At 35.0% G+C, this 11,027-nt stretch carries 12 protein-coding genes; 1 reads left to right on the forward strand and 11 read right to left on the reverse strand.

The window, feature by feature from the left end; translation table 11 throughout:
• From QV04_RS06240 to yiaK, 10 genes are all read right to left on the reverse strand, one after another.
• A partial coding sequence (locus QV04_RS06240; protein ID WP_197494805.1) for an AbgT family transporter occupies positions 1 to 599 on the reverse strand: 599 nt, incomplete at its 3' end.
• A 146-nt stretch (positions 600 to 745) separates the two neighbouring features.
• Positions 746 to 1,441, reverse strand: coding sequence for an L-ribulose-5-phosphate 4-epimerase (araD, locus tag QV04_RS06245; protein ID WP_065231551.1), 696 nt, complete (start codon positions 1,439 to 1,441; stop codon positions 746 to 748).
• Positions 1,435 to 2,295: an L-ribulose-5-phosphate 3-epimerase gene (locus QV04_RS06250; RefSeq protein ID WP_065231552.1), complete on the reverse strand. Its 861-nt coding sequence runs from the start codon at positions 2,293 to 2,295 to the stop codon at positions 1,435 to 1,437. Before QV04_RS06250 ends, araD begins: the two co-directional genes overlap by 7 nt.
• Before the next feature lie 20 nt (positions 2,296 to 2,315).
• Entirely contained in the window at positions 2,316 to 2,966 is a 651-nt protein-coding gene (locus QV04_RS06255; RefSeq protein ID WP_065231553.1) for a 3-keto-L-gulonate-6-phosphate decarboxylase UlaD, read from the reverse strand.
• A 19-nt stretch (positions 2,967 to 2,985) separates the two neighbouring features.
• Positions 2,986 to 4,473, reverse strand: coding sequence for an FGGY-family carbohydrate kinase (locus QV04_RS06260; protein WP_065231554.1), 1,488 nt, complete (start codon positions 4,471 to 4,473; stop codon positions 2,986 to 2,988).
• A gap of 57 nt (positions 4,474 to 4,530) precedes the next feature.
• The gene (locus QV04_RS06265; RefSeq protein WP_065231555.1) at positions 4,531 to 5,508 is read right to left on the reverse strand and encodes a TRAP transporter substrate-binding protein; all 978 of its coding nucleotides are present in this window, start codon (positions 5,506 to 5,508) and stop codon (positions 4,531 to 4,533) included.
• A gap of 15 nt (positions 5,509 to 5,523) precedes the next feature.
• The gene (locus QV04_RS06270; protein WP_065231556.1) at positions 5,524 to 6,804 is read right to left on the reverse strand and encodes a TRAP transporter large permease subunit; all 1,281 of its coding nucleotides are present in this window, start codon (positions 6,802 to 6,804) and stop codon (positions 5,524 to 5,526) included.
• Complete coding sequence (locus QV04_RS06275) at positions 6,801 to 7,283, reverse strand: TRAP transporter small permease (protein ID WP_065231557.1); 483 nt, start codon at positions 7,281 to 7,283, stop codon at positions 6,801 to 6,803. The genes QV04_RS06270 and QV04_RS06275 overlap by 4 nt, the downstream gene beginning before the upstream one ends.
• 8 nt (positions 7,284 to 7,291) lie before the next feature.
• On the reverse strand, positions 7,292 to 7,759 hold the full coding sequence (locus QV04_RS06280) for a YhcH/YjgK/YiaL family protein (RefSeq protein ID WP_039136789.1): 468 nt from the start codon (positions 7,757 to 7,759) through the stop codon (positions 7,292 to 7,294).
• Between the two features lie 44 nt (positions 7,760 to 7,803).
• Positions 7,804 to 8,802 (reverse strand): 3-dehydro-L-gulonate 2-dehydrogenase, encoded by a 999-nt coding sequence (yiaK, locus tag QV04_RS06285; protein WP_039136787.1) that lies wholly within the window; start codon positions 8,800 to 8,802, stop codon positions 7,804 to 7,806.
• A 224-nt stretch (positions 8,803 to 9,026) separates the two neighbouring features.
• On the opposite strand from yiaK, the gene QV04_RS06290 reads away from it, so the two are divergent.
• A complete protein-coding gene (locus QV04_RS06290; protein WP_065231558.1) occupies positions 9,027 to 9,836 on the forward strand; it encodes an IclR family transcriptional regulator in 810 nt (269 codons plus the stop codon).
• A gap of 44 nt (positions 9,837 to 9,880) precedes the next feature.
• Here the strand turns inward: QV04_RS06290 and QV04_RS06295 are convergent, their stop codons facing one another.
• Positions 9,881 to 10,570: a pirin family protein gene (locus QV04_RS06295; protein ID WP_065231559.1), complete on the reverse strand. Its 690-nt coding sequence runs from the start codon at positions 10,568 to 10,570 to the stop codon at positions 9,881 to 9,883.
• Positions 10,571 to 11,027 lie beyond the last annotated feature (457 nt).

The raw sequence follows: 11,027 nt of genomic DNA on the forward strand, positions 1-11,027 counted from the left end.
ATCCCAGCTAATAATGGATCAATAGTACCCAATAATAAATTGGCAGAATAACCACCTGATACCCCAGCAAATGCAGCGGCTAAGCCTGCTAATGGGTGTCGCCCTAAAGAATGGAAAATAATTGCAGCTAACGGAATAAGTACTAAATAGCCTAATTCAGCAGCCATATTCGACATAATACCAGCAAAAACTACAGCTAATGTAGTAAGTTTTCGTGGAGCTTTTAACACGAGCAAACGCATTGCGGCAGAAATTAGCCCTGATTTCTCAGCAATTCCAACACCAAGCATTGCAACTAATACTGTACCGAGAGGAGCAAAGTTGGTAAAGTTTTTCACCAAATTGGTGAGAATTTTAATTAATCCTTCCTGATTTAATAGGCTAACTACATAAATTACCCCATCAACATTACGTCCTTTAGCTCCTTCAGGACGAGGATCTATAGCAGAAACTCCAAAATATTCTCCTAATGCTGATGCAATTAATAGTAAAGTAATTAAAATCACAAATAATGTTACTGGATGGGGCAGTGCATTCCCTAGCCATTCAACAGTTCTTAGGAATTTACTTCCTTTAGGTGGAGTTTTTGTTACTGTCATATCATACCTCGCCTTGTGTTTCTAACAATAAATTAACAATAGCTAATTTAATCAGTTTTGAACAAAAAATCCACACTATATAGAACAAAATATCTAATCTTTTAAAATTTAAGAAAAAGAGACTCTATTAAAGTATCTATAGCTATTTACTGTCCGTAATAGGCATTTTTACCATGTTTACGTAAATAGTGTTTATCTAATAGCACTTGTTGCATTGAGTCAATTTTACTATTTAGTTGATAAGTAAATAAATTCATACAAGCAATTTCTTCTAATACAACAGCATTATGAACGGCATTGTGAGGATCTATTCCCCACGCAAATGGTCCGTGAGAATGTACTAATACTGCCGGAATATCTTTGGCTTCGATCTTTCTATTCAGGAATGTTTCAACAATAACTTTCCCCGTTTCTAACTCATATTCACCATTAATTTCCTGTTCTGTCATTTTCCTAGTACAAGGAATTGCACCATAAAAATAATCTGCATGCGTTGTTCCTAATGCTTTTAAATCTATACCTGCTTGAGCCCAAGCAGTGGCGTGGCGTGAATGTGTATGGACAATACCGCCAATAGTCGGAAATTGTCGATATAATTCTAAATGTGTTGGAGTATCAGAAGATGGTTTTTTATTGCCTTCTATAACTTTGCCTGTTATTAAATCAACGACCACCATATCATTGATAGTCATAGTGTCATAGCTTACGCCTGAGGGTTTAATAACGACAAGATTATTCTCTCTATCAATGCCACTAACGTTCCCCCAAGTAAAAGTGACAAGTCCATATTTTGGTAAATCTAAATTTGCTTCAAAAACTTGTTGTTTTAAGTGTTCTAACATTCAAATTCTCCTTCTTTCATTTTATTTTCTATCCAACGTCTAGCATTAATAATTTCAGAAATCGGTTCTTCAGCTTTCTCTGTCCACATCTCAATAAGGAAAGCACCACGATAATTTAAACTTTTTAAGATTTTAAAAGTGCTAACAAAGTCAACACAACCTTGACCGAATGGAACGTCTCTAAATTGACCTTTGCAATCGTTTGTTACTTTAAAAGTATCTTTTAGATGGATTGCAGAAATTTTATTGATACCAAGTCGTAATTCTTCTTCAATATTATCATTCCAAGCAGATAGATTGCCAATATCGGGATAAACGGTAAACCATGGTGATTGAATTAAGTTATCCCACAACTTCCAACGACTGATAGAACTCATAAATTTAGTATCCATAATTTCGACCGCAAGTGTCACTTGATTGCTTGCTGCCAGTTTTACAGCCCATTCCAAACCTTGTTGGAAGCGTTTAATCGTACCTTCATCTTGTTCTTCATAATAAACATCATAACCAGCTAATTGTATTGTTCTTATACCAATATCAACTGCTAATTGAATAGCTTTTTCCATAATTTCATAAGCTTTTTGTCTTGTTTTTTCATCATGAGAACCAAAGGGAAAACGTCTATGCCCTGAAAGGCACATAGACGGTATTGTAATCCCAGTGTTGATAATTGCTTTGACAATTTCAATTCTCTCTTGTTTGCTCCAATCTAGTCTAGAAAGACGTTCATCAGTTTCGTCAATAGAAATTTCTACGAAATCAAAGCCACAAGCTTTAGCGGTAGAAAGACGATCTTGCCAGCTAAGGTGTTTTGGTAAAGCTTTTTCATAAATACCTAATTTATGTGTTCTCATATTTAATTCCTTAATATCTATTATGATGACCAATTATTTTGGATAGCATTTTTGAAGTTTTTTGCCATTTGGTAACCATTATTTCCGGTTAAACTTCGTCCGGCGATAAAAGCTTTTACATTAAAAGGGGCAAATAAAGAGATTGATTCTGGAGTAATGCCACCGGTGATAGAAAGTTGTAATCCTAGTTTAGATAAACTAGATATTTTTTCCAAATCATTTGCTGTCCAACCTATTCCAGCAAGTTCGGCATCGCGAGGGCGATGATAAATTGCTTGCTTTATTCCTAAATCAACCCATTGTTTTGCATCTTCAAATGTCCAATGTCCATAAAGTTCAATTTGAATTTCGCCACCATATTGATCAGCAATTTTCTTACTTGCTGCTATAGTGGCAATATGAGCAGCGGCTGAAACAGTAATCCAATTTGCTCCTGCGTCAAAAGCCATTTTGGCAAGTACAGCACCCGCATCAGTGGCTTTCATATCACAAACAAGAATGTGGTTCGGATATTTCTGTTTTAATTGTTTTAGTGCGGACATTCCTTCAGCAAAGGCAAGAATTGTTCCTACTTCAATAATATCAATATGATCTTTTACTGTGTCTATACTGGTGAATGCGGTATTCATTTCTTGGCAATCAAGAGCTAATTGCAATAAAGGTTTTGTCATAAAATCACCTATTTTATAATTAATTTTCAAGAGTTTTTAATGCTTGAACAAATTTTGTATATTTTTGATATTTGTTACGGTATTTTTCATATACATTGTGATCAGGTTGTACCTTAATCACTTCGTGTTGTAGGTTCTTCTGTGCAGTAGCAAAATCGGGATAAATACCTCTACCAACCATCGTAGTTAATGCAGCACCTAGACATCCAGTTTCTGATATAGAAGGAATTTCCAGTGGTAGTCCACTGATATCGGCTAACATTTGCCGCCATACAGGAGAACGGGCTGGTCCGCCTGTTAATCTGATCGTTTTAGTTTGTGGAAATCGTTGAAGCATTCGTTCCAAGTGCGTCATTAAACTAAATATGACACCTTCATAAATAGCTTGTAATAAATGAGCTTGAGAGTGAATCGATTGAATGCCATAAAAGCCGGAATGTATTCCGAGACCTGCGTTTGAACCATATAAAAAGGGTACAAATAAAATACTACTTTCAGCTTTAGGTAATTCCTCAATCATATTATTAATTTTGTTATAGTCGAGATTTAACCATTGCTTAGTAAACCATTCTAAATTTGCAGCAGAAGTAGGGCTGGCTTCGTGTACAAGAAATTGATTTTGTTGAGCATAACGTCCATATACAAATGGGAATGACTGACTTTGATCGATATAGTCAGTAATTCCGCTTACGACAGTCCAAGTTCCCAATACGATGTTAAGTGTGGTCGTTTGATTAACTGATTCACATTGGATACCAGAACATAAGGCAGTTGACACGACATCAAATAGTCCCCCCACTACAGGAGTACCGACAGATAATCCAGTTATTTTTGCGATTTCAGGTGTAATATAACCAGCAATTTCAGATGAATTAATGATGTGAGGAAAACAAGAAATGATGTCATCAATACCAAGTAATTTAGCTAATTGAATATCGTATTGACCAGTTTCCATATTATATAAATTAGATTCTGAAATATTAGTAATTTCGCAGCCTAATTTACCTGTAAGACAAAAACGCAAATAATCGTGAGACATTAAAACAGCACCAATATTTTGATAGCGTTCAGGTTGAAATTGTTTTAGCCAACGTAAAATAGAAACGGGATGCCCAGTCCATAATGTTTGTCGAGTGAGTGGATATAATTTTGTTGGAATATCCTGTTGTTGCCACTGTTTAACAATTGATAATGCACGTTGGTCAGAAGATAGGATTCCTTTTCCTAAAGGTTGTAATTGTTTATCTAGTAAGAAAACGCCTTTGCCTTGGGCGGAGATACCGATACCTTTAATGTCATCGGCGTTAATTGTTTCTTGATTTAATACGCCTTTAATGACCGCAATACAGGCAGACCATAATTCATTTAAATCACGTTCAGCCCAACCAGGATTTTCGCTAATTACGGTTAAGCTCTGTCGGAAAGTCGTATATTCTTTTCCTGAATCATCATAAATTCCCGCTTTAATAAATGTTCCACCACAATCTATACCTAACCAAAATGCCATTTATTTTTCTCCGCTTTGGGTAATGGGGGATGAGACTTCCCCCATTATACTCCATTATTAATTTGCTAATGCATCAACTGCTTTAATTAATGAGTCACCATTTTTTTCTATAAAGAATTGGCGAACAGGTTGCTCAACCACATTTTTGAAAGGTTTCATATCAACTTGTTCTACAACTTCAACGCCTGCCTTCTTCATTTTGTCTAGGATTTCAATTTCTTTTTTAGCATTAAGTTCACGTTGATATTTACCTGCTTCTTGAGCTGCTTCAATAATGGCTTGCTGTAATTCTGGAGAAAGTCCATCGAATTTCGCTTTATTCATTACCACTAGTAATGGTGTGTAACCATGATTAGTTAATGAAAGATATTTTTGTACTTCATAAAGTTTTACAGACCACACAATACCGATAGGATGTTCCTGGGCATCGACAGCTCGTGTTTCTAATGCAGTGTATAACTCTGAAAGTGGCATTGGAACTGGATTCGCACCTAACAATTGGAAGGCTTTCACATACATAGGGTTTTGATTAGTACGAATTTTTAATCCTTTTACATCTTCAGGTGTATGGATAGGATGTTTCGAATTGGTCATAGAACGGAAGCCTACTTCCCAGAAAGCTAATCCTTTTAATCCTTTATCTTCTAATTCTTTTAAAAGACCTTGTCCGATTTCACCATCTAAAACACGATAAGCATGTTCTTTATTTTGGAAAATAAAAGGAATATCAATGACATTGAGGTTAGGTACTAACCCACTAAAGTTCGGCGATCCTGACATTTCAAGATCAATTGTTCCTCCTCGGACTCCACTAATCATAGCTTGGGCATTGCCTAATGTGCTGTCAGGAAATAGTGATAGCTTAATTTCTCCTTTAGTTTTTTCTTTAAGTAACTCATTAAATTTTTTTGCAGCTAAATGTTGGGTATCGCTTCTTGGTGCTTCATAACCAAAACGTAAAGTAGTTTCTGCTTGTACACTTACAGTAGCTGCTATTAAAGTTAAACTGGCAAAAAAAGCAGTTAGTTTTTTCATATGATTCTCCTTAAATTAAGGTTGTAGCCAATGGAAAGGTTCTAAAATGAGCGCTGGGAAGAAAATAAAGAGTATTAACAAGCCCAATAACATAAACATATAAGGGAAGATGCCTTTAGCCGCTTGATCAAACGGTAATTTTGAGACACCGGTAATGACATTTAATACATTACCAATTGGAGGCGTAATTAATCCAATAGATGTATTGAGTATAAATAAGACCCCAAAATAAACGGGATCAATACCAGCTTCTTCAACAAGCGGCATTAGTACAGGCGTTAAAATTAGAACAGTAGGAGTAAGATCCATTACCATACCGATAACAAACACTGCTGCCATAATAACAAATAGTAGTAAAGTTGGTGAATCTAAAAGAGGCTCGAGAAGTTCTGTAATCTGTTGTGGCAGTTCAGCGATAGTAATTAACCAACCGGATACTTGAGCAGCAGCTACTAGTAACATTACAACAGACGTTGTTTTTGCTGATGAAACCAAAACTTTATATAGCTGGGAAATTTTAAGCTCTCTATAAACAAAAAGTGATATAAATAATGCATAAAATGCTGCTACTGCTCCAGCTTCAGTAGGAGTAAAAATACCTAATCTAAAACCACCTATAATGATTACAGGAAGTAATAAAGCCCAAATACTATTTTTGAATGATATACAGAGATCCTGTTTGGAGGCTTTAGAAAAAGTCATTAAATTTAATCGTTTAGCTTGCCAAGCCCAAAGTACAGCTAAACATAACCCCATAAAAACGCCAGGGAAAATACCTGCCATAAAGAGCTTAGTAATAGATACTCCACTTGTTACACCAAAAATAATAAATGGAATTGATGGGGGAATGATTGGTGCAATAATGCCAGCGGCTCCTATTAACCCAGCAGAGCGGTGAATTGGATAACCGGTTGTTTTCATCATCGGAATTAACATTGCAGCAACTGCGGCAGTATCAGCAACGGCAGAACCGGATAGGCTAGCCATAATCATTGCAGCAATAATAGCTACAAAACCTAACCCTCCACGTTTATGCCCAACAAGTTTCATTGGTAGGTCAATAATGCGTTTTGATAATCCCCCCTCATTCATTATTTCACCTGCTAAAACGAAGAAAGGGATAGCAAGTAGGGAAAAACTGTCAGCACCACTAACTAGGTTTTGTGCCAGGATTTGTGGATCAAATACATCAAGATGAATCATAAGTGCAATAGCACAGACGATTAATGAGAAAGCAACGGGAATACCCAGAAAAATGCTGCTAAGGAGAACAGTTAGAAAAATAAAAATTGTCATACTTTTTCTCCCCTAAAAAGAGTTGCAATATTAACAATAAGACGAGAAATAATTAATAAGCCAATACCAAAACTCATGGTAGTACTTGCTAAAAAACTGATACCTGTAGGAATACTTGATATTGGAGAATAGTTATGCCAATTGATAACCATCTGTTGATAACTACCGATAAAAATAAGGTAACAACAAATAAGCATAAGAGCGTTTGTACATAGAGAAAGAATTAGTTTCCCTTTTTTTGATAATTTGTCTGAAAGTACTGAAACATTAACATGGGCATTTTCTGCAAAAGCTAGAATTGCACCTAAAAAAATAACCCAAATAAATAAAAAACGTGAAAGTTCTTCTGTCATTGTAAGACTAGTGTTGAAGCTATAGCGAAGAACTACATTTAAAAATACTAAAAATGACATAACAGCTAGCATAACAGCAACGCAAATTTCCAATAGCTTTTTAGTGAAAAGGTTAAATTTATCCATAAAAAACCTCACTTAAGTAAGTCTATTGATACTTTTACTACAATTTTTCTAATAGAAGAACTTTCCTGATCAATGCAAGCGGGACGGTGAATATCTTGAGGAAAGAAGATAGCAAAGTTACCTGGTCTCATAACCAACATAGTTTCATATGGGACATTTTTATAGAATAAGATATCGCGATCTGGATTATAGGGAATCGCAATATCTTTAGGAGGAATATCTACAGTAACCCCAATCAATTCTTGACCACTATGTAAATATTGGACATCTAAATAACATTTATGGGCTTCCGGCAAAATAGATTCTTTTTCCTGAGTTGTTAGATCCAAAACTTGTGCAAAAATCTTGTCTCCTTCAATTGGATAATGACCAACAGCTAATGAGTTAAAATCAGTATTTTTCAGAAAAAGAAGCGCTTTTTGAATTGCTTCTGGATAGTAAGATAATTCTAATTGCCGGATGTGACCGAAAAACATAAATATTCCTCCTTAATAAAGTTTCGACATAACAATAAGAATTGTTATAAGGATTTTAGTTTTTGCCAAACTGTATCATCAACCGGAATGCCGTTTGCTTTGTTTTCAGCTAATAATGTTGTAAATTCGTGTCCAGGTAAGCGAACTGCAACGTTAGGATCTGCCCTTTCAGCTGTTTTTACATATTCAATGATACGATTTAATTTCTCATCTTTTGTTTTACCGTCAATTAGCCGATCAACTTCAATAGCAATAAATACTTGAGATACACAATATTCATCGTCCTTTTCTTCTGTTACTTCAGCAACGGAAAGCCCATTAGATAATAAAGTTGCGATCATATCTAAGACGATAGATAAGCCGGATCCTTTCCAAAATCCCATAGGTAATAAACGACGGTTTCTTTCAACAGTAGCTGGATCACGTGTTAAATTACCTTCATCATCAAATCCCGCATCAACGAAAGTTTGGCGACCGGCTAAACGATTAACCTCTAGCATCCCATAAGAGTACATAGAGCAAGACATATCAACCATAGTGATAGGGTTACTTGGGATAGCAATAATTAAAGGGTTAGTTCCTATTCGACATTCTTTTGCTCCCCAAGGCGGCATAACTGCGATAGAGTTAGTCCAACAAATTCCGATATAACCCTTTTCTGCGGCTTGCCAACCATAACCACCACCTCTCATCCAGTGATTAGCATTTTTTAATGCGACTACACCAATCCCAAATTCATCAGCAATTTCCATTGCACGATCCATCATTTTTTTCGCGGTTAAATTACCTATGGCTTGATGAGCATCCCATTGTTCAATGGCACCTAAAGAGAGAACTTTTGTTGGCTGTGCTTCTGGGTGAATATCTCCTTTTTCTAATTGTTGAATAAAACGAGGGAAACGATTGACTCCGTGAGAGTACACTCCTGCTTGAGTAGTATCAGCAAACATAGTTGCACAATCTTCAGCTGTTTGTTCATTTACGCCTTTAGATAATAGCACCCGTTTGAATTCAGATTTTAATTCTTGGTAACTCACTCTCATTTTCTTTACCTTTAATTTCATATAATAAAATTGTATTTCAAATAATAAACTTGAAAAGAGATTAGTCAACAGTGAAAGAAAGATCTATTTTAATTTTGTGATCTATATCTCATTGCTTAACATTTAATATATTGATGAAGATGTATAAAATTTTTATAAAGTCATAGTAATATACTTACTGGAATGGTGTTAAAAATATTGAAATAATAGGGTATGAACAAAGTATGAAAACAGAAGAAAAAACTGCAGGAAGTCAGAGTTTGGTAAGAGGACTTCATCTTATTGATATTCTTAGTAATTATCCAAATGGTTGTCCTTTAGCTAGTATTGCGGATATAGCTCAATTAAACAAAAGTACAACGCATCGTTTATTACAGAGTTTACAGGCTGCTGGATTTGTGAAACCTGCACTTGCCTCTGGAAGTTATCGCTTATCGACAAAGTGTCTTGCATTAGGCCAAAAAGTTTTATCTTCTATGAACATAATTAATGTTGCTGCACCTCATTTAGAACGATTAAATTTAGAATTAGGAGAAACAGTTAATTTCTCTTATCGAGATGGTGATCAAGTTATTTTGATCTATAAGCTTGAACCAACAACAGGTATGATGAGAACTCGTTCTTATATTGGTCAGTATATGCAGTTGTACTGTTCAGCAATGGGAAAATTATTTTTGGCATATGATGAATCAATAAAATTGGCTGACTATTGGGAGAGAAGTAACAAAATTATTGAACAATTAACCTATAACACGATTACTAATATTTCCGTTATGCAACAAGAGCTTATGATTATTCGTCAAAACGGTTTTTCTATGGATAGAGAGGAAAATGAGCTAGGAATATCCTGTATTGCCGCACCAGTTTTTAATGCTCAGAATAAAATTCAATATGCAATATCAATTTCTCTCTCTACAATAAAACTAGGTCAATTAGGTCATTCTCATATTTTACAACCACTGATAAATACAGCTAACTCTGTTTCAGAAGAGTTAGGTTGGTTAAAAGATGATGTTTCAAATAAAGAAATATAGTTTTATTTATTGAAATGCGGTAAAACCGCATTTCTTATCTAAAATTACACCAAATCAAACAACAAAAACTCGACATCGGTTTTGGTGATGATTTCAAGCAATGTTTCTTGGCTAATGGCAATGCCGTCACTAGTATGAACGACTTTACCGTTTATAGTTAAATCCCCTTTTACTACTTGTAACCAATAGTTGCGATTGTAGTTCAATGTAATCTGTTCTGTCTTGTCGGCGGAAAGCTGATAACGCCATAACTTCATATCTTGATACACCTTGAATGAACCATTTTCCGCTGTTGGTGAAAGGATGAGCGTTGCCCCTTCTTGAGCAGGAAATGCTTTTTGATCATAACGAGGTTTGATATTTAATTCGTTCGGTTCAATCCATATTTGATAAAAATGCAATCCTTCTGTATCGCTCGGATTAAATTCCGAATGGGTGATACCTGTGCCGGCGGACATAATCTGAAATTCACCCGCAGGAAGTTGTTGTACGTTACCCATACTGTCTTTATGAGCGATAGTGCCTTCTAAAACATAAGAAAGAATCTCCATATTTTTATGTGGATGAGTGCCGAATCCTTGACCCGAAGCAACACGATCTTCGTTGATTACTCGTAAATTCGAAAATCCCATAAAATTTGGATCATAATATCCGGCAAAAGAGAAAGTATGGTAAGAGTCGAGCCAACCGTGGTTTGCGTGTCCGCGTTCATTTGCTTTTCTGATATATAACATAATATGTTCCTTATTTTTAATCTTTACTTGTGTGTTTTATTGTAGAGTTATAAAAATAAGAAATGAATAGCAAGTTTGTGAAAGGTTTGTTTCTTATTAGGAAATAATAACCTCAGTACTACAGACTAAAAAACAATAAGTTTCTTTGTTTGTTAATAAAGTTAGATAGAAAGCACTTTAATAGAAAAAACCATATTTACTCATTGTTTTTCCCTATTAAAAAGTAACGATAGTTTATTTTATACCTATAAATAGGTAATTATTTTAAGTTAGAAAAAAAGTAATAAAGAACAGATTATTAGTAAATAAAATAACCGGTTAAGTTTTAAAAAAATAGTATTTGCCCTGACGCAAACGTTTGCTATCATCACCTACTACTACTACTACTACTACTACTACTACTACTACTACTACTACTACTACTACTACTACTACTACTATTTTCCTATTTTGACAA

This window comes from Gallibacterium genomosp. 1 (assembly GCF_001678575.1).
Lineage (GTDB): Bacteria > Pseudomonadota > Gammaproteobacteria > Enterobacterales > Pasteurellaceae > Gallibacterium.

Bases quoted from the DNA above. Each gene is read 5' to 3' on its own strand.
- araD (WP_065231551.1), bottom strand. From the start codon at position 1,441: ATGTTAGAACACTTAAAACAACAAGTTTTTGAAGCAAATTTAGATTTA.
- QV04_RS06250 (WP_065231552.1), bottom strand. From the start codon at position 2,295: ATGAGAACACATAAATTAGGTATTTATGAAAAAGCTTTACCAAAACAC.
- QV04_RS06255 (WP_065231553.1), bottom strand. From the start codon at position 2,966: ATGACAAAACCTTTATTGCAATTAGCTCTTGATTGCCAAGAAATGAAT.
- QV04_RS06260 (WP_065231554.1), bottom strand. From the start codon at position 4,473: ATGGCATTTTGGTTAGGTATAGATTGTGGTGGAACATTTATTAAAGCG.
- QV04_RS06265 (WP_065231555.1), bottom strand. From the start codon at position 5,508: ATGAAAAAACTAACTGCTTTTTTTGCCAGTTTAACTTTAATAGCAGCT.
- QV04_RS06270 (WP_065231556.1), bottom strand. From the start codon at position 6,804: ATGACAATTTTTATTTTTCTAACTGTTCTCCTTAGCAGCATTTTTCTG.
- QV04_RS06275 (WP_065231557.1), bottom strand. From the start codon at position 7,283: ATGGATAAATTTAACCTTTTCACTAAAAAGCTATTGGAAATTTGCGTT.
- QV04_RS06280 (WP_039136789.1), bottom strand. From the start codon at position 7,759: ATGTTTTTCGGTCACATCCGGCAATTAGAATTATCTTACTATCCAGAA.
- yiaK (WP_039136787.1), bottom strand. From the start codon at position 8,802: ATGAGAGTGAGTTACCAAGAATTAAAATCTGAATTCAAACGGGTGCTA.
- QV04_RS06290 (WP_065231558.1), top strand. From the start codon at position 9,027: ATGAAAACAGAAGAAAAAACTGCAGGAAGTCAGAGTTTGGTAAGAGGA.
- QV04_RS06295 (WP_065231559.1), bottom strand. From the start codon at position 10,570: ATGTTATATATCAGAAAAGCAAATGAACGCGGACACGCAAACCACGGT.